The sequence below is a fragment of the Amycolatopsis sp. NPDC049688 genome (assembly GCF_040674975.1).
In the GTDB taxonomy this organism is placed as follows: Bacteria; Actinomycetota; Actinomycetes; order Mycobacteriales; family Pseudonocardiaceae; genus Amycolatopsis.
Genome location: NZ_JBFANY010000008.1, coordinates 125,796 through 146,405, shown reverse-complemented (window position 1 = coordinate 146,405; position 20,610 = coordinate 125,796). Strand labels below are relative to the sequence as shown.

3 protein-coding genes are annotated in these 20,610 nt (G+C 74.6%); all 3 read right to left on the bottom strand.

Annotation, left to right across the window (positions count from 1 at the left end; genetic code table 11):
* Positions 1–16,200: type I polyketide synthase (locus AB0J55_RS25855; RefSeq protein WP_364253401.1), on the bottom strand; the 16,200-nt coding region annotated here is incomplete at its 3' end.
* Between the two features lie 37 nt (positions 16,201–16,237).
* Entirely contained in the window at positions 16,238–18,985 is a 2,748-nt protein-coding gene (locus tag AB0J55_RS25850) for an acyltransferase domain-containing protein (RefSeq protein WP_364253399.1), read from the bottom strand.
* A gap of 24 nt (positions 18,986–19,009) precedes the next feature.
* Positions 19,010–20,500, bottom strand: a complete 1,491-nt coding sequence (locus AB0J55_RS25845) for an FAD-binding protein (protein ID WP_364253396.1) — start codon at positions 20,498–20,500, stop codon at positions 19,010–19,012.
* Positions 20,501–20,610: the final 110 nt, after the last annotated feature.

Below are 20,610 nucleotides of genomic sequence, written 5' to 3'. Positions count from 1 at the left end.
GTCACGCACCTCGGCAAGCGCCGGCTCGGTCCCGACCGGCGAAACCCCCGCCACCGCGGAGTCACGCACCTCGGCAAGCGCCGGCTCGGCCCCGACCGGCGAAACCCCCGCCACCTCCGATTCGCGAGCCTGCGCCGGCTCGCGATCGGCCGACAGCGCCCGCACCAGCTTGCGGGCCTGGGCTCGCAACGCCGGTTCCCCTTTCGCCGACAGCGCCCAAGCCACCACCGGCGGCTCCGGCACCGCCGCCACCGGAGCCGAAGCCGGGGCCGGTTCCGGCGGGAGCTCCAGGATCGCGTGCGCGTTGGTGCCGGAGATGCCGAACGCCGACACCGCCGCGCGGCGCGGGCGGTCCACCGCCGGCCACGGGCGCTGCTCGGTGAGCAGCTCGACCGCACCCGAAGTCCAGTCCACCCGGGTCGACGGGGCGTCCACGTGCAACGTCTTCGGCAGCACGCCGTGGCGCAACGCCTGCACCATCTTGATCACCCCCGCCACGCCCGCCGCCGACTGGGTGTGGCCGAGATTGGACTTCAGGGACCCCAGCCACAGCGGCGCCGACCGGTCCTGGCCGTAGGTCGCCAGCACCGCCTGGGCCTCGATCGGGTCACCCAGCGTCGTCCCGGTGCCGTGCGCCTCGACCACGTCCACGTCCGCAGTGGACAGTCCGGCGTCGGCCAGTGCCGCCCGGATCACCCGCTGCTGCGACGGGCCGTTCGGTGCGGTCAGGCCGTTCGACGCGCCGTCCGAGTTGACCGCCGATCCGCGCAGGAGCGCCAGGACCTCGTGGCCGTTGCGGCGCGCGTCCGAAAGCCGCTCCAGGACCACCATTCCGGCGCCTTCGCTCCAGCCGGTGCCGTCGGCGGCGTCCGCGAAGGCCTTGCACCGGCCGTCCGCGGACAGCCCGCGCTGGCGGCTGAACTCGACGAAGATGTCCGGCGTGCCGAGGACCGCGACGCCGCCAGCCAGCGCCAAGTCGCACTCACCGTGGCGCAGCGCCTGCCCGGCCAGGTGCAGCGCGACCAGCGACGACGAACACGCCGTGTCCACGGTGACCGCGGAACCCTCCAGACCCAGGTGGTAGGCGACCCGCCCGGACAGCACGCTGCCCGCGTTGCCGGTGAGCAGGTGCCCCTCGGCACCGGCCGGCGCGCCGGCCGCGTAGCCGGAGTGGGCGGCGCCGACGAACACGCCCGTGTTGCTGCCGCGCAACGTGCCCGGGTCGATGCCCGCGCGTTCGACCGCTTCCCACGAAACTTCCAGGAGCAGCCGCTGCTGCGGGTCCATGGCGAGGGCTTCGCGGGGCGAGATCCCGAAGAACGCCGCGTCGAAGTGCGCGGCACCGGGCAGGAAACCGCCGCCCTTGGCGTAGAACGTGCCCGGGTGCGCCGGGTCCGGGTGGTACAGCTCGTCGACCGGCCAGCCGCGGTCGTCCGGGAACCCCCCGATCGCGTCGCGGCCCTCAACGACGAGCCGCCACAGGGCGTCCGGCGAATCGACGTCACCCGGGTAGCGGCAGCTCATCGCGACGATCGCGATCGGGTCGTCCGCCGGGACGCGCACCGCGGGCACCACCGCCGCGCCGGCGGATTCGCCGTGCAGGAACCTGGCCAGCGCTTCGGGGGTCGGGTAGTCGAAGACGAGCGTCGCGGGCAGCGTGCGGCCGAGCGCGGTCGCCAGCCGGTTGCGCAGCTCCACCGAGGTCAGGGAGTCGAAGCCGGTGTCCTTGAACGCCTTCGCGGGGTCGACGGCCTCGGGGCTCGCGTGCCCCAGCACCGCGGCGACGTGCTTGCGGACCAGCTCCAGCAACCGGCGCCGGGCCTCTTCGGGGTCCAGGCCGGTCCAGCCGTCGTCGACGACGGCGGCGGCCGCGGCCCGGCGGACCGGTGCGCGCACGAGCCCGCGCCACAGCGGGGCGAGGTCGCCGGCCGCGCGCAGGGCGGCGAAGTCCAGGCGCAGCGGCACGGCGACCGGCCGGCCGAGCCCGATGGCCGCGTCCATCGCGGCCAATGCGTCCTCAGTGGACAGTGGACGGATGCCCGAGCGCTCGATGCGGCCGCGGTCGCGCTCGCCGAGCTTGCCGGTCATCGCGCTGCTCAGGGCCCACTGGCCCCACGCCAGGGAAACCGCGGGCAGGCCCGCGGACCGCCGTCGCACGGCGAGGGCGTCCAGCGCGCTGTTCGCCGCGGCGTACCCGCTCTGGCCGGGCGCGCCGACGATTCCGGCGACCGAGGAGAACAGGACGAACCAGGCCAGGTCGTGGTCCCGGGAAAGCCTGTCGAGCGCCGACGCGCCGTCCACTTTGGCGCGAAGCACCGAGGCCACCCGGGCCGGTGTCTGCGCTTCGAGCACGCCGTCGTCGAGAACGCCCGCGGCGTGCACCACCCCGATCAGCGGTTGCCCGGCGGGGATCTCCCGCAGCACGTCCGCCACGAACCCCGGCTCGGCCACGTCGCCGGCGACCACGGTCGCCTCGGCGCCGAGCGCGGTCAGCTCCTCACGCAGCGCGGCGGCCCCGGGCGCGGCCGGGCCCCGCCTGCTCACCAGCACCAGCCGCCGGACTTCCGGACGGCGGGCCAGGTGCCGGGCCACGGCGGCGCCGAGCGTGCCGGTGCCGCCGGTGACGAGCACGGTGCCCGCCGGCTCCGGCCGCGGCAGCGTGAGCACGTTCTTGCCGACGTGCCGGGCCTGGCTGACGAACCGGAACGCCTCGGCCGCCCGGCCGAGTTCCCAGGCACGCACCGGCAACGGCGTCAGCTCGCCGCGGCCGAAGGCGGCCAGGAGGTCGGCGAGGATGGCCGCGATCCGGTCCGGGCCGGGGTCGCCGAGGTCGAAACGGTGGTAGTCCGGGCCCTCGCGGACGTCGGTCTTGCCCAGCTCGACGAACTGGCCGCCGGGGGCGAGCAGCTCCAGCGAGGCGTCGACGAACGGCCCGGTCAGGGAGTTGAGGACGACGTCGACGGGCCCGAACCGCTCGCGGAAGTCCAGGGTGCGGGAGCTCGCCAGGTGCGCGTCGTCGAGACCGAGCTCGCGGAGCACGTTGTGCTTGCCCTCACTCGCCGTGGCGAACACCTCGGCGCCCTTCCAGCGGGCCAGCTGCACCGCGGCCATGCCGACCCCGCCGGCCGCCGCGTGGACCAGCACCGACTGACCGGCGCGGAGCCCGCCGAGGTCGAAGAGGCCGTAGTAGGCGGTCACGAAGGCGACCGGCACGGTCGCCGCTTCGGCGAACGTCCACCGGGCCGGGATCCGCGCCAGCCGGCGGGCGTCCGTGCCGGCCCGCGGGCCGAAGGCGTCGTCGACCAGGCCGAACACCCGATCCCCGACGGCGAGGTCGCGGACCCCGGAGCCGATTTCGACGACCACGCCCGCCGCTTCGGAGCCGAGGCGCGCTTCCGGGTCGGGGTACATGCCGAGGGAGATGAGCACGTCCCGGAAGTTCAGCCCGGCCGCGCGCACCTCGATCCGGACCTCGCGCTCGCCGAGCGGCGCCTCGGCCGTCCCGGCCAGGGCCAGGCCGTCGGTGGTCCCGGTGCCGGTGGTGACGAGCTGCCAGGTCGCCGCGGCGGGCGGGGTCAGCGGCAGCGCGCTCGCCCGCCTCAGCCGGGGCGCCGACGCGGTGCCTTCCCGCAGGGTCAGCTGCGGTTCCCCGAAGGTGTCCATAGTGGACAGCAAGGCCTGCGACCGGGGATCGTCGTCGACGTCGGCCAGGAGGAACCGGCCCGGGTGTTCCGACTGCGCGGATCGCACCAGGCCGCCGGCCGCGGCCGCCGCGAGGTCGCCGTCAGCTGCCCCGCGGGTGACGAAGACGAGCCGTCCCGGCCGTTCCTCGGCGAGCCAGCTCTGCAGTCTTTGCAGGACCTCGATGGTGGTTTCGTGGACGTCTTCCCCGGTCACGGGAGCGAAGACGAGGTCCGCGGCCGTCGCCGCGGGGTCGGCGGTGACCGGGGTCCAGACCTGCTCGAACAGCGTGTCGGGGACGGTTTCCGCGGGTGCGGCGAGCGCGCGCAGCAGCAGCGATCCGACCGTCACCACGGGTGCGCCGGTGGCGTCCCACGCGGTGAGCGCAACGGCGTTCTCTCCCGCCGGCGACAGCCGGACCCGCAGCTCGGTGGCGCCGGCGGCGTGCACCGCGACGCGCGTGAAGGAGAACGGGACCCGGGCCGAACCGTCGTCCGGGGTGACGATGCCGAGGCCCAGCGGGTGCAGGGCGGCGTCGAGCAGGGCCGGGTGCACCGCGAAGCCGGCGGCGTCGAACGGCTCGGGCAGCGCCACTTCGGCGTACACGTCGGTGCCGTCCCGCCAGACGCGGGTGAGACCGCCGAAGGCTTCGCCGTATCTGAAACCCATCGCGGCGAGCCGGGGGTACAGCCCGGCGATGTCGACCGGCTCGGCCCCGCGCGGCGGCCACTCGGCGCCGGTTTCCCGGGGAAGGGGCGTGGGGCTGACGCTGCCGGTGGCGTGCGGCGTCCACTCGGCGTCGGCGGCCCGCGAATGCACCGCGATCGGGCGGCGTCCGGCGGCATCGGCCGGACCGGCCGACACCTGGACGGTGACCGCGCCGCGGCCGGGCACCACCAGGGGTGCGGCGAAGGTCAGCTCGTCCACGACGGTGCAGCCCACCTGGTCGCCGGCCTGCACCACGAGTTCGAGCAGCGCGGTGCCGGGGACCAGCACCGTGCCGGACAGCGCGTGCCCGGCCAGCCACGGGTGCGTCTCCAGCGACAGCCGTCCGGTGAGGACAGTGCCTTCGCCGTCGGCCAGGTCGACCGCCGCGCCGAGCAGCGGGTGCTCCAGCGCGCCCACCCCGGCCGCGCCGAGGTCGCCCCGGGCCGCTCCGGCGCGCGGCCAGTAGCGCTCGCGCTGGAACGGGTAGGTCGGGAGGTCGATGCGGCGGCCGCCGGAGAAGAACGGCGTCCAGTCGACCTCGACCCCATGGACGTGAGCGGTGCTCAATGCCGTGAGCAGTGCTCTCTCTTCGGAGCGGTCTCGCCGGAGAGCGGGAACCGCGGTGCCGTCGACCATCGCGCTGAGTACCCCATCGGGACCCAGCTCCAGGAACACACCGACGCCTGCGGACTTCAGTGTCTCGACACCGTCGGCGAACCGGACGGTCTCGCGCACGTGCCGCACCCAGTAGTCCGCGGTGAACGGTTCCGCGAGAGCACCGCTCACGTTCGAGATCACCGGTATCGTCGGCCGGTGATAGGTCAGGCTTTCGGCGACCGCGCGGAACTCGGCCAGCATCGGGTCCATCAGCGGCGAGTGGAATGCGTGGCTCACCTTCAGCCTCTTGGTCTTCGGGAACTGCGCCGCGATCGCCAGCACCGCGGCCTCGTCACCGGAGATCACCACCGACTCCGGGCCGTTCACCGCCGCGAGAGAAACACCCTCGGTCAAAACGATTTCGGACTCAGGCGCGGCGATGGAGACCATCGCGCCCCCGGGCGGCAGCGCCTGCATCAGCGACGCCCGCGCCGACACCAGCCGACAAGCGTCCTCAAGGGACAACACCCCAGCCACATGCGCAGCCGAGATTTCACCGATCGAGTGTCCCGCCACAAAATCCGGGCGGACACCGAACGACTCGACCAGCCGGAACAACGCCACCTCGACCGCGAACAACGCGGGCTGGGTGAACTCGGTCCTGTCGAGCAGCTCGGCATCGTCGAAAGCGGGCCGCAGGCCGGGGAAATGTGCAAGCACCGCGTCGAAAGCCGAGGCGTACACCGGGAACCGCTCGTAGAGCTCAAGACCCATCCCGGCCCGCTGGGCGCCTTGGCCGGTGAAGAGGACCGCCAGCAGCGCGTCCGGATCGGCGGTGCCGGTGACGACGTCCTCGCCCAGCAGCACCGCGCGGCGGCCGAGCCGGGCGCGGGTGGTGGCCAGCGAGAAGCCGACGTCCACCGGGTTCGCGTCCGGGAGCCAGGCGATCAGGGCGTCGAGAGCAGCGTCGTCGTGGGCGGAGAGGACGAACGGCAGCAGCGCGTCCGTCGGTCCGGGCTCCGGCTGCGGCGCGACACCCGGCGCCTGTTCGAGGATCGTGTGGACGTTGGTGCCGCTGACGCCGAACGCCGAAACGGCGGCCCGGCGCGGCCGGTCGCGGTCCGGCCAGTCGCGGGCTTCGGTGAGCAGCTCGACCGCCCCGGCCGACCAGTCCACTTGCGACGACGGCGTGTCGACGTGCAGGGTGCGCGGGAGAATGCCGTGCCGCAGGGCCTCGACCGTCTTGATCACCCCGGCCATCCCGGCCGCGGCCTGGGTGTGACCCAGGTTGGACTTCACCGACCCGAGCCACAGCGGCGTTTCGCGGTCCTGGCCGTAGGTCGCCAGCAACGCCTGCGCCTCGATCGGATCACCCAGCCGGGTGCCCGTGCCGTGCGCTTCCACCGCGTCGACGTCCGAAGTGGACAGACCGGCGTTCGCCAGCGCAGCCCGGATCACCCGCTGCTGCGAAGGACCGTTCGGCGCGCTCAAGCCATTGGACGCACCATCCTGGTTGACCGCCGAACCACGGACCACGGCGAGCACCTGGTGGCCGTTGCGCTCAGCGTCCGACAGTCGCTCCAGCAGCACCAAACCGACGCCCTCGCCCCAGCCGGTGCCGTCCGCGGCGTCGGCGAACGCCTTGCACCGGCCGTCCGAAGCGAGGCCGCGCTGGCGGGCGAACTCGAGGAACGCCATCGGCTCGGCCATGATCGCCACGCCACCGGCCAGCGCGAGCGAGCACTCGCCCTGCCGCAGCGCCTGCGCGGCCAGGTGCATCGCGACCAGCGCCGACGAGCACGCGGTGTCCACCGTGACGGCCGGGCCTTCCAGGCCGAAGGTGTAGGACAGCCGCCCGGACATCACGCTGGGCGCCTCGCCGGTGAGCAGGTACCCCTCCGAGCCGGGCTCGAAGCCGGCGCCGTAGCCGGAGCTGCTCGCGCCGACGAAGACGCCGGTCGCGCTGCCGCGCAGGGCCGCCGGGTCCAGCCCGGCCCGCTCGAACACCTCCCACGACGTCTCCAGCAGCACCCGCTGCTGCGGGTCCATCGCGAGGGCTTCCCGCGGGGAGATGCCGAAGAAGGCCGCGTCGAACTCGGCCGCGTCGGCCAGGAACCCGCCGACCTCGGCGAATTCCGCGTCGCCGAAGGAGGCCAGGTCCCAGCCGCGGTCGGCGGGGAACGCCGTCAGCGCGTCGACGCCGTCGGCGACCAGCCGCCAGAGGTCTTCCGGCGAGCGCACGCCGCCGGGGAACCGGCAGCCCATCGCCACGATCGCGATCGGCTCGTCGGTGGCCGCCGCCGCGGTGACCACCGCGGTTCCGGTCCGGCCGAGCAGCAGGCGGTGCAGTTCCGCGGCGAGCGCGGCCGGGTTCGGGTGGTCGAACACCAGCGTCGCGGGCAGGACCAGCCCGGTCGCCGCGGTGATCCGGTTGCGCACCTCGACCGCGGTCAGCGAGTCGAAGCCGAGTTCGCGGAACGCCCGCCCGGCCGGGACCGCCGTCGCGGAGTCGTGCCCGAGCACCGACGCGGCCTGGCCGCGCACGATGTCCAGCAGCAGCCGGCGGCCCTCGGCCTCGCCCAGCTCCGCGACCCGCCGGGCCAGCGCGGGACGCTCCGGCGTTTCGGGGGTTTCCGCGAGCGCCCGGACCTCGGGGAGGTCCTCGATGAGCGGACGCCGCCGGGACAACGTGAAACCGGGCGCGAACCGGGCCCAGTCGACGTCGGCGACGGCCAGGAACACCTCTCGCGCGTCCAGGGCCTGGCAGAGCGCCTCCACCGCGGCTTCCGGCGCCATCTCGCGGAGGCCGCGCCGGCGCAGCTGGTCTTCCAGCTCGACGTCGCCCGCCATGCCCCCGCCGCCCCAGAAACCCCAGGCGACCGAGGTCGCGGCCGCCCCGCGGGCCCGGCGTTGCTCGGCGAGCGCGTCGAGGTACGCGTTGCCCGCCGCGTAGGCGCCCTGGCCGCCGCTGCCCCAGACCCCGGCGTTCGAGGAGAAGAGCACGAAGGCGTCGAGGTCGTCGCCGAGCAGTTCGTCCAGATTGCGGGCCCCGGCGACCTTGCCGCCGATGACGTGCGCGAACTCGGCCGCGGTGGTGTCCAGGACGGGGGTGGCCTGCGGCAGCCCGGCCGCGTGCACGACCGCGCGCACCGGCTCGTCCAGGTCCGCCAGCAGCGCGGACAGCGCAGCGCGATCGGCGACGTCGCAGGCAGCGATCGTCACCCGCGTTCCGAGCGCGGACAGCTCGGCTTCGAGTTCGGCCGCGCCCGGGGCGTCCGGGCCGCGGCGGCTGGTCAGCACCAGGTGCTCGGCACCGTCGGCGGCGAGACGGCGGGCGACGTGTCCCCCGAGTGCACCGGTACCGCCGGTGATCAGGACCGTGCCGCGCGGCTTCCACCGCTGCGCCGGCGGGGTGAAAGGCGCGCGGACGAGCCGCCGGGCCAGCAATCCGGACGGCCGGATCGCGAGCTGGTCCTCATCGTCCACACCGGACAGGGCGGCGGCGAGCAACGCCCCGGTCTTCGCGTCCGGCTCGGCGGGCAGGTCGACCAGGCCGCCCCAGATTTCGGGCCGTTCCAAGCCGATCACGCGGCCCAGGCCCCACGTCATCGCCTGCGCGGGCCGGATGTCGTCGCCGGTGACCCCGCCGCGGGTCAGCAGCCACAGTGGCGCATCGGCCATCGCCTGGGCCAGCGCGAGGTTCGCGACGGCTCCGCCGGTTTCGTCGAGCGCGAGCAGCGACACGACCCCGGCGAACCCTTCGGCGCCGGTGAACTCGGACGTCACGACCGGCTCGGCGCCGTGGGCGGCCAGCGCTTCCGGGACGCCTGCGTCGTCGTGACCAGCGGGAACGATGACCAGCCAGCGGCCGGACAGCTCCGGCGAGGAGGGCGCGGCGACGGGCTTCCACTCGATGCGGTAACGCCACGAGTCCACTTCGGACGCGACGCGAGCTCGGTCGCGCCAGCGGGTCAGCGCGGGCAGGACCTCGGCCAGGGTGCTGCCCGGCTCGACGTCGAGGGTGCCTGCGACGGTGTCGAGGTCGAGACCGTCCACGGCGGCCCAGAACGCGGCGTCCACCGGGTCGGCGGCCGCGGTGCCCGCGTCGAGCCAGTAGCGACGGCGCTGGAACGCATAGGTGGGCAATTCGATCCGGTGGGCACCGGGGAACGCGGGCGTCCAGTCCACCGCGACCCCGCGCACGTGCGCCTCGCCGAGCGAGCGGAGGAACCGCTCGTACCCGCCGTCGTCCCGGCGCAGGGAACCGAGCGCTTCGACCCCCTCGGCCTCGCCGATCGCCGTGGTCAGCACGGGGTGCGGTGAGGACTCGACGAACGTGGCGAAGCCTTCCGCGGCGAGCGTGCGCACCGCCACGTCGAGCCGGACGGTTTCGCGGAGGTTGGTGTACCAGTAGCGCGCGTCCAGCTCGGCGCCGTCGAGCCAGGTACCGGTGACGGTCGAGAAGAACGCGATGTCGCCAGCCCGCGGCCGGATCGGGGCCAGCACGTCGAGGAGTTCGGCACGCAGCTGCTCGACCTGCGCCGAGTGGGACGCGTAGTCGACCGGAATCCGCTTCGCGCGCACGCCGTCCGCCTCGCACGCGGCGACCAGCGCGTCCAGCGCCGCGGGCGCACCCGAGACGACGACGGCGGCCGGGCCGTTCACCGCGGCGATCGACAGCCCGTCGGTCAGCCGAGCTTCGACGGCCGCGAGAGGAGCAGCGACCGACACCATCCCGCCGCCGCCGGCCAGCGCCAGAATGGCCCGGCTGCGCAACGCCACCACGCGGGCACCGTCCTCAAGGGACAGCGCGCCCGACACCACCGCCGCGGCGATCTCGCCCTGCGAGTGGCCGACGACGGCGTCCGGCACCACACCGAAGGACCGCCACAGCTCGGCCAGCGACACCATCACGGCCCACAACGCGGGCTGGACGACGTCGACCCGGGTCAGTGCCTCGGCGTCGGCCAGGACGTCCCGCAACGACCAGTCCACAAAGGGCGCCAACGCAAGAGCGCACTCGTCGAGACGCGCCGCGAACGCCGGTGAGGACCCCGCCAGCTCCAGAGCCATCCCGGCCCACTGCGAACCCTGCCCGGGAAACACGAGCGCAGTACGGCCGGGGGCAACCGTCCCGGTGACCACGTTCGGCGCCGGGAGCCCCTCGGCCAGCGCGGAAAGCCCGCCGGACAACGCCGTCCGGTCGCCGGTGACGACCGCGCGGTGCGGGAAGCCGGTGCGCGAGGTGGCCAGCGAGAACGCGATGTCCGCGACGCTGCCCTCGTGTTCCCGAAGAGCTGCGGCCTGCGCCTGCAGTGCTTCGGGCGTCTTGGCGGACAGCACCCACGGCACCACCGCGGGCTCGGGCGTGGGTGCCGGGCCGGTGTCGCCCTGTTCGAGGATGACGTGGGCGTTCGTGCCGGAGATGCCGAACGACGAGATGGCCGCCCGCCGCGGTCGCGGGCGCTCCCAGGCGCGCGGCTCGTCGAGCAGCCGCACCGCGCCGCTGTCCCAGTCCACATGGGACGACGGCGTCCCGGCGTGCAGCGTCCGCGGCATCAGCCCGTGCCGCAGCGCCTGCACGGTCTTGATCACCCCGGCCACGCCGGCCGCCGCCTGGGTGTGGCCGATGTTCGACTTGAGCGAGCCCAGCCACAGGGGCTCCGCACGGTCCTGGCCGTAGGTGGCGAGCAGGGCCTGCGCCTCGATCGGGTCGCCCAGCGCGGTGCCGGTGCCGTGCGCTTCGACCAGGTCGACGTCCGAAGTGGACAGCCCGGCGTCGGCGAGGGCCGCCCGGATGACGCGCTGCTGGGCCGGTCCGCTGGGCGCGCTGAGCCCGTTGGACGCGCCGTCCTGGTTGAGCGCGCTGCCGCGGAGCACGGCGAGCACCGGGTGCCCGAGCCGCCGGGCGTCGGACAGCCGCTCGACCAGCACCAGGCCGGCGCCCTCGGCCATGCCCATGCCGTCGGCCCCGGCCCCGAACGCCTTGCAGCGCCCGTCGGCGGCCAGGCCGCGCTGGCGGCTGAAGGCGGTGAACGACGACGGCGTCACCATCACCGCCACGCCGCCCGCGAGGGCCAGCGAGCATTCCCCGCGGCGCAGGGCCTGCGCGGCCAGGTGCAACGCCACCAGCGAAGACGAGCAGGCCGCGTCGATGGTGACGGCGGGGCCTTCCAGCCCGAGCGTGTAGGCGATCCGGCCGGAGAGCACGCTCGACACGCTGCCGGTGAGCAGGTGTCCTTCGAGGCCGTCCGGGATGTCGCGCATCCGGGCGTGGTAGTCCTGGTAGTTCGCGCCGACGAAGACGCCCGCGGGTTCGCCGCGCAGGGTGGCCGGGTCGATCCCGGCGTGCTCGATCGCCTCCCACGAGATCTCCAGCAGGAGCCGCTGCTGCGGGTCCATGGCGAGCGCTTCGCGCGGCGAGATGCCGAAGAACCCGGCGTCGAAGTCGGCGACGTCGTGCAGGAAGCCACCTTCGCGGACCGTCGACGTTCCCTGCCCGTCGGAGCCGTCGAACAGCTTCGCGAGGTCCCAGCCGCGGTCGGCGGGGAACGCCGAGATGGCGTCGCGGCCTTCGGTGACCAGGGTCCACAGGCCGTCCGCGGACCGCACGCCGCCGGGGTACCGGCAGCCCATGCCGATGATGGCGATCGGGTCGTCGGCGTCCGCCGCCCGGGTCACCACGGCCGGCCCGGTGCGGGCGCCGAGGACGGCATCCCGCAGGTGCGCGGCCAGCCGCCGCGGGGTCGGGTGGTCGAAGACGAGCGTCGCGGGCAGCCGCACGCCGGTCGCGGCGGCGATCCGGTTGCGCACGTCCAGGGCGGTCAGCGAGTCGAAGCCGAGGTCGGTGAACGGCCGGTCCGGGTCGACGGCGGTGCCGCCGGCATGTCCGAGCACCGCGGCGGCCTGGGTGCGGACCAGGTCCAGCAGCAGCCGGTCGGCGTCGTCGCCGGACAGCCCGGCGAGCTGCGCGGCCAGCGGCGTGGCCTCGGCGACCGGCGTCGCGGCTTCCGGTCGGACCTGCGGCAGGTCGTCGAACAGCGGCCGGGCGCGGCCGGCGGTGAACACCGGCAGGAACCGGGCCCAGTCGACGTCGGCGAGCACCACGAACGGCTCGTCGCGGCCCAGGGTGTCGTGCAGCGCGGCGATCGCCGTGGCCGGGTCCATCAGCGGCAGCCCGCGGCGGGCCAGCTGCCCGGAGTCGACGCCCTCCGACATCCCGCCCCGGCCTTCGATCTCCGTCGGCGCCCAGACGCCCCAGGCGATCGACGTCGCGGCGGCGCCGCGGGCGCGGCGCTGCTCGGCGAGCGTGTCGAGGAAGGTGTTGGCGGCGGAGTAGGCCGCGTGGTCGCCGCTGCCCCAGACCCCGGCGATCGAGGAGAACAGCACGAAGGCGTCGAGGTCGTCGCCGAGGAGTTCGTCGAGGTGGCGGGCGCCGGCGACCTTCGCCCGGACGACCTCGGCGAACCCTGGCAGCGTCGTCTCGCTCACCGGCAGGAGCTCGACCGTGCCCGCGGCGTGGAAGACCGAGCGGACCGGCTCGCCGAGGTCCGCCAGCAGCGCGGCGAGGGCGTCGCGGTCGGCGACGTCGCAGCGGGCGAGGGTGACGCGCGTACCGAAGGCCGCCAGCTCGGCGGCCAGCTCGCGTGCGCCCGGCGCGTCCGGTCCGCGGCGGCCGGTCAGGACCAGGTGCGAGGCGCCTTCCGCGGCGAGCCAGCGGGCGACGTGCGTGCCGAGTGCGCCGGTGCCGCCGGTGACGAGGATCGTGCCTTCGGGCTGCCAGTTCCGCGGCCGTTCGCCCCGGGCCGCGGGCAGCAGCCGCCGGACGCGGAGGCCGCCCGGCCGGACGGCGAGCTGGTCCTCGTCGCCGCGGGCGGCGAGGATCCGGCCCAGCCGGTCGAGCTCCGCGGCCCCGGGTTCCGGGGTGAGGTCGACGAGGCCGCCCCAGCGGCCGGCGTGTTCCAGCGCGAGGACGCGGCCGAGGCCCCAGACCAGCGACTGCTCCAGACCGGGCAGCTCGTCGGCGGGCCCGGTGCGGACCGCGCCGCGGGTCAGCACCCACAGCGGGGCGGTGACCCCGGCGTCGCCCAGCGCCTGCGCCAGGACCAGCGTCAGGATCAGCCCGGCCGGGCTCGCCGGGAAGTCCGGGTGCGGGCGTTCGTCGGCGGCCAGCAGCGACAGCACGCCGTCGAACGGCCCGGTCAGGCGCTCGGCCAGCGCCGCCCGGTCGGTGCTGGTCAGGATGAGGGTTTCGACGTCGGCGGTGCGGGCGAGGGTGTCCACGACGTCCTGGCCGCCGCCGTCTTCACCGCGCACGACCAGCCAGCGCCCGGACGGCGTGGCGGCGGGCAGCTCCGCCGGCTTCCAGGTGATCCCGTACCGCCAGGAGTCCACAGCGGACTCGACGGTCCGGCGGCGGCGCCACGCGGCCAGGGCCGGGAGGACCTCGTCCAGCGGCGCGTCGACGGCGACGCCGAGGGTGCCCGCGAGGTCGTCGCGGTCCACGAGGTCCCAGAAGCCCGCGTCGGCGGAAGCTTCGTGTTCGGTGCGCAGCCAGAAGCTTTCCCGCTGGAAGGGGTAGGTGGGCAGGTCCACGCGGCTCGCCCCGGGGAACGCCGGGGTCCAGTCGACCGGGACGCCGGTGCAGTGCGCCTCCGCCAGGGCCCGCTGGAACCGGCCGAGGCCGCCGTCGCCGCGGCGCAGGGTGCCGAGCGCGGTCGCCGTTTCGCCGATGGCCATCGTCAGGACCGGGTGCGGTGAGGCTTCGATGAACGTGCCGAAGCCGCGTTCGGTCAGGGCCTGCACGGCGTCGTCGAGCAGCACGGTGCTGCGGAGGTTGGTGTACCAGTACTCGGCGTCCAGCTCGGCGCCGTCGGCCCAGTCGCCGGTGACGGTGGAGAAGAATCCCGTTTCCGCGGTTCGCGGGGTGATCGGGGCGAGGACGTTCAGGAGTTCGTCGCGGATCTCCTCGACCTGCGCGGAGTGCGACGCGTAGTCGACCGGGATCCGCTTGGCGCGGATGCCGTCGGCCGCGCAGGACGCGATCAGTGCTTCCAGGGCGTCGGCGGCGCCGGAAACCACCACGGCGGCCGGGCCGTTCACCGCCGCGATCGAGAGTCCCTCGGTCAGCCGCGTCTCGACGGCCCCGAGGGACGCGGCCACCGAGACCATGCCACCGCGTCCGGCCAAGGCGAGGATGGCTTTGCTGCGCAGGGCAACCACGCGAGCACCGTCCTCGAGGGACAGCGCGCCGGCGACGACGGCGGCCGCGATCTCGCCCTGCGAGTGCCCCAGAACGGCGTCCGGCACCACGCCGTACGACCGCCACAGCTCCGCCAGCGACACCATGACGGCGAACAACGCGGGCTGCACCACGTCGACCCGGCTCAACGCCTCCGCGTCGGCCAGCACGTCACGCAGCGACCAGTCCACAAAGGAATCGAGCGCGGTCGCACACTCGTCGAGTCGCGCCGCGAACACCGGCGACGACTCCGCCAGCTCCAGAGCCATCCCGGCCCACTGGGAACCCTGGCCGGGGAACACCAGGGCGACCTTGCCCGGTTTCCCGGCCACTCCGGACACCACCGCATCATCCGGCGCGCCCGCGGCGACGGCGGCGAGCCCGCGCAGCAGTCCAGCCCGATCGTGGCCGACCACGACGGCCCGGTGCTCGAACCGAGCCCGCGTCACCGCCAGCGAGTAGCCCACCTCGGCCAGTCCCAGATCGTCCACATCGGACAACAGGGTCGCCTGCGCGCACAGGGCTTCCGCCGTGCGTCCTGACAGCACCCACGGGACGGCCGCGGGCACCGGCGCGGGCAACGCGGGTTCGACGGGCGGCGCAGCTTCGAGAACGGCGTGCGCGTTGGTCCCGCTGATCCCGAACGACGACACGGCCGCGCGCCGCGGGTGGTCCCGCTCCGGCCACGCGGTTTCGCGGTCCAGCAACCGCAGGGTGCCCGCCGACCAGTCCACTTCGGACGTCGGACGTTCGCCGTGCTTCGACGCCGGCAGGGTCGCGTGCTGCAGCGCCAGCACGGCCTTCATCACCCCGGCGACCCCGGCGGCGGCCTGCGTGTGCCCGATGTTCGACTTCACCGAGCCCAGCCACAGCGGCTGTTCCGGCGACCGGCCGCGGCCGTAGGTCTCCAGCAGTGCCTGCGCCTCGATCGGGTCGCCGAGCGGGGTGCCGGTGCCGTGCGCCTCCATCAGGTCGACCTGGCTGGCCGCCACCCGGGCGTTGGCCAGCGCGTCGAGGATGACCCGTTCCTGCGACGGCCCGTTCGGGGCGCTGAGCCCGGTGGACGCGCCGTCGGAGTTGACCGCCGAACCGCGCACGACGGCGAGCACGGGGTGCCCGTTCCGCTGGGCGTCGGACAGCCGTTCCAGCACCAGCATCCCGGCGCCCTCGGCGGCGCCGAAGCCGTCGGCGTCCGCGGAGAACGGCTTGCACCGGCCGTCCGGCGACAGCGCCCGCTGCCGGCTGAGTTCGATGAGGATGCCCGGCGTCGCCATCACGGTGACGCCACCCGCCAGCGCCAGCGAACACTCGTCGCGGCGCAGCGCCTGCACCGCCCAGTGCAGCGCGACCAGCGACGACGAGCACGCCGTGTCGACGGTGACCGCGGGCCCCTCCAGGCCGAGGACGTAGGCGATCCGGCCGGAGGCGACGCTGGTGATCGTGCCGGTGAGCAGGTGCCCTTCGACGGACTCGGGCACCTGGTGCGAGCTCGGCGCGTAGTTCTGCTGCATGGCTCCGACGAACACGCCGGTGCGGCTGGCCCGCAGCGTCCGCGGGTCGATGCCGCCGCGTTCGAGGGCCTCCCACGACGTCTCCAGCAGCAGCCGTTGCTGGGGGTCCATCGCGAGGGCCTCGCGCGGGGAGATGCCGAAGAAGGCGGCGTCGAACCGGTCGGCGTCGTGCAGGAACGCGCCGCCGCGCATGGAGAACGTGCCGGGCCGCGCCGGGTCCGGGTCGTAGCGCGACGGCCAGTTCCGGTTGGCGGGCAGCTCCCCGACGACGTCACCGCCCTCGGAAACCAGGCGCCACAACGCTTCCGGCGTCTCGATGCCGCCCGGGAAGCGGCAGCCCATGCCGACGATCGCGATCGGCTCGGTTTCCCGCGCCTCGAAGTCCCGCAACCGCTGCTTGGCCTGGCGCAGGTCCGCCGTGGCCAGCTTCAGGTAGTCGCGGAGCTTGTCCTCGTTCGCCATGTGCCGTCAACTCTCCTGCGTTGTCTCCCGGCCCGTCTCAGGACAGGTCGAGCTCCCGATCGAGCAGTGCGAAGATTTCGTCGTCCGAGGCCGCGTCGAGCGGGGCGGCCCCGGGGTCCGGGTCGCCCGCCTCGGCCGCGCCGTCCAGCCGGAACAGCAGGTCCCGCAGCCGGACCTTGACCCGGCCGTGCAGCGGCGGCCCGCCCGGCTCGCCGAACAGCGCCTCCTCCAGCCGGTCGAGGTCCGCCAGCACGCCGGAATCCGCGGGGCTGAGCGCTTCCAGCAGGTGCCCGGCCAGCAAGGCCGGGGTCGGGTAGTCGAAGGCCAGCGTGGTGCGCAGCTTCAGCCCGGTCGCCTCGGCGAGCCGGTTGCGCAGCGCCACCGCGGTGAGCGATTCGAAGCCCAGTTCGGTGAAGGTGTCGTCGCCGCCGGCGGTGTCACGGCCGAGCACCGCCGCGGTGTGCTCGAGGACCAGGTCCAGCAGCAGTTCCGCCCGGGCGGGTTCGGGCAGCTCGCCCAGTCGCGCGGCCAGGCCACTGGCGGGACCGGGGTGGGTCGCCGGCCCGGTGTGCGGCGCCCGGACGTACTCCCCGGGCAGCGCACCCAGCACGACGTGCTCGGCGGAGAACACCGGCCGCCCCAGGAGATCGGTGGCCGAAACCGACACCGAGTCCGGGCCGGTGGCGCGCACCCGGACCCGCAGCGCCGGAGCACCGGCCGTGTGCAGGGCCAGCCCGCTCCACGAGGACGCGAGCCAGCCGTCGGACTCCGCCGCGGCGGGGAACAGCGCCACCGCCTGCAGCGCGGAGTCCAGCAGCGCGGGATGGATGCCGTAGCCCGCGCCGCTCCCGGCCGGCGTCGGCAGCACGACCTCGGCGAACAGCTCGCCGTCGAGCGACCACGCCCCGGTCAGGCCGCCGAACTCGGGGCCCAGCTCGATGCCGTGTGCCCGCAGGCGATCGCGGGCGGTCCCGGTGTCCTCGGCGGCCGCGCCCGGCGGCGGGAAGTCCAGGGGCTCCGGGCCGGGCGTCGAGCCCGCGGTTTCGGCCATGATCCCGGTGGCGTGCCGGGTCCACGGCCCGCCCTGGGCGGCGCCGACCGAGTCGGGCCGGGCGAACACGCCGATCCGGCGCGCCCCGGCGTCGTCGACCGGGCCGATCCGCACCTGCAGGCACAGCGCGTCCTCCGCGAAGACGACCGGCAGGTGCTGGGTGAGTTCCTCGATCCGGGCGCAGCCCAGCTCGGACGCCGCATGCAGGGTGAGTTCGACGAGCACCGACGACGGCAGCACGGTCCGGCCGAACACGGTGTGCCCGGCCAGCCACGGGTGCTGCGCGGCGGAGAGGCGGCCGGTGAACAGCCAGCCGCCGTCTTCGGCGAGTTCGACGGCCGCGCCGAGCAGCGGGTGCCCGGCGGCCAGCAGGCCGGCGGCCGCGACCGTGGCGTCCGAGCCGGACTCCGGCAGCGCCACCGGCTCGGCCCCGCCGGGGAAGGCCGCGGTCCAATCGACACTGGCGCCGGAGACGTAGGCCGCAGCGAGCGAGCCGAGGAAGGACCGGGGGCCGTCTTCGCGGCGGCGGATCGTGCCGAGCACGACGGCCCGGCCGTCGAGCGCGTCGATCGTGTCCTGCACCGCGACCGTGAGCACCGGGTGCGGGCTGATCTCGGCGAATACCCCGTGCCCCTGCTCGACCAGCCCGCGGGTGGCTTCGTCGAAGCGGACCGGGTTGCGCAGGTTGCGGAACCAGTAGCGGGCGTCGAGCGCGGCGGTGTCCAAGGGGCCTTCGGTCACCGTCGAGTGGAACGGGACCACAGTGGACACCGGGGCCAGCGGCGCGAGGTCGGCCAGCAGCCGGTCGCGGAGGTCGTCGATGTGCCGGGAGTGGGCGGCCAGGCCGACCGGGATCCGCCGGGCGCGCACGCCGCCGGCGGTCAGGTCGGCCAGCAGCTCCGCCACCGCCGCGGAGTCGCCGGAGACGATCACCCATGAGGGCCCGTTCACCGCCCCGATGTCCAGCCCCTCGCGGCCGGTCAGCCGCGACCGCACCTCGGCCACCGGCAGCGGCACCGAGATCATGTCGCCGCGGCCGGACAAGGTGGCCTGGGCGCTGCTCCACAGCGCGGCCACGCGCATACCGTCCTCATGGGACAGGGCGCCGGTCGCGCAGGCGGCGGCGACCTCGCCGAGGCTGTGCCCGACGACGGCGGCCGGCTCGACGCCGTGCGCGCGCCACAACGCGGCGAGCGCCACCATCACCGCGAACAGCACCGGCTGCACGACGTCGGCGCCGTCGTCCAGGGTCGGCGCGCCCGGACGTCCACGGAGGACGTCCACAACGGACCAATCGGCGAAGGGGCCGAGCGCGGCGTCGCAGCGGGCGAGTTCCGCGGCGAACACCGGCGACCAGTCCAGCAGGTCCAAAGCCATGCCCGGCCACTGCGAACCCTGGCCGGGGAAGACGAACACGACCCGCTCGGCGCGCCGGGCGCTGCCGCGCACCACGTCGGGCGGGTTCTGGCCGGCGGCCAGGGTTTCCAGCCCGCGCCGGCCGTCCTCGCGGCCGGCGGCCAGCAGCACGGCCCGGTGCGCCCGGCCGGTGTCCTCGGCGGCGACCGAGCGGGCGAACGCCTCGAACGGCGTGTCCGGGTGGTCGGCGAGGTACCGCGCGAGGCGGTGGGCTTTCGACCGCAGGCCCGCCTTGCTGTCCGCGGAGACGATCAGCGGCACGACGTCGTGCCCGCTGCCGGTGTGCTCGTGCTCGGTGGTCAGGGTCGGGGTGGCCACGCGTTACCTCCCGGGGTCAGGTGTTCAGGGGAGCCGCACGGAGAACGGGTTCCGGAACACGTCACCCGGGTCCCACCGCGCCTTGACCTGTTGCAGCCGCGGGTAGTTGTGCTGGTGGTAGAGCTCGTGCCAGGCCAGCCCGGAGGAGTTCCACTGCTCGTCCTGGACGTCGAAGTCCGGGTTGTTCACGTAGGACCCGTTGGTGCGCTCGTCCGGCACCGGCACCCCGCCGGTCCCGGCGTAGACGTCGGCGTAGAACTCCCGCAGCCACGCCAGGTGCGGCCCGGCCTGCTCGGAGGCGTCCCAGTGGGTGGAGTAGACGAGCTTGAGGATCGAGTCGCGCTGCGCGATCGCGGTCTCGTCCGGCGCGAGGGCGTTCATCCGGCCGCCGCAGCCGACGAACATCACGCCCGCGCGGTGGTTGCCGTAGTCCTCGCGCAGCAGGTGCCGGTACAGCTTGGCGGCCTGCTCGTCGGTGCAGCGTTTCCGCAGGTCAGCGGCCTTGATCTTGAAGCTCAGCGTGTGGTCGCCGCTGTCGGCGATGCCGCCCCACGACGTCGAGTGCAGCCACGGCAGCTCCTGGCGGCTGCTCAGCGCGGGGGCGACGCCGAGGTCGCGGCGGATCGCGCCGACGTAGTCGTCGAGCAAGCCGGCCGCGTTCGGGGCCGCGCTGTCGATCTGTGTCGACATGGCGACGAACTGGGACGCGCGCGTCCCGCACCACAGGCCGCTGTAGAGGTCTTCGTACGGCGAGCCCGGGTCGCTGTGGCGCTCGTACCACTCGCCGTGGTTGCGCAGCAGGCGCGTGAACGCGGCTTCGTCGAGCATGTCCCACACCCAGACGTCCTGCTGCACCAGCAGCCGCGCGGGTGGCGTGGGCAGGAGGTCGCCGGGGGCGCCGGTCGCGCCGGGGATCCGCAGCCAGTAGCGCGTCACCACGCCGAAGTTGCCGCCGCCACCGCCGGTGTGCGCCCACCACAGGTCGTGGTTCTCGTCGTTCGCGTCGCGGGTCGCGACGACCGCGCGGGCGGTGCCGTCGGCGTCGACCACGACGACCTCGACCGCGTACAGGTGGTCGGAGACGTACCCGAACTTCCGCGACAGCGGGCCGTAGCCGCCGCCCGCGATGTGCCCGCCCAGGCCGACGCTCGGGCAGGAGCCGGCCGGGATGGTGACGCCCCAGCGCTTGTAGAGCGTCCGGTAGGCCTGGCCCACGGTCGCCCCCGGCTCGACGAAGAACGCGTCACGCTCGGCGTCGAAGCCGATCCGGTTCAGTTCGGACAGGTCGATGACCACCTGGATGTCCGCGGCGCCGACCATCTCCTCGACGCAGTGCCCGCCGCTGCGGACCGCGATCCGCCGGCCTTCGCGCACCGCGGCGCCGACGGCGTCCACCACCTCTTCGGTGGAGGTGGGCACGCAGACGTAATCGGGCTTGCCGACCCAGCGCTGATTCACCCCGCGCACGAGATCGGCGTACCGGGCGTCGTCCGGCAGAACTGTTACCGCGCCCATCGATCGCCCTCATTCCCCAGTTTATTCATCCTGGCCGAACACTACGGCGGCGGTCCGGCGCGCTCCAACCCCTAACCCCCCGGAACCACAGCTCGACCTGCCCTTGCTTA

What these genes read in the sequence shown, in the direction of transcription:
- AB0J55_RS25845 (WP_364253396.1), bottom strand. Translation starts at nt 20,500, where the DNA reads ATGGGCGCGGTAACAGTTCTGCCGGACGACGCCCGGTACGCCGATCTC.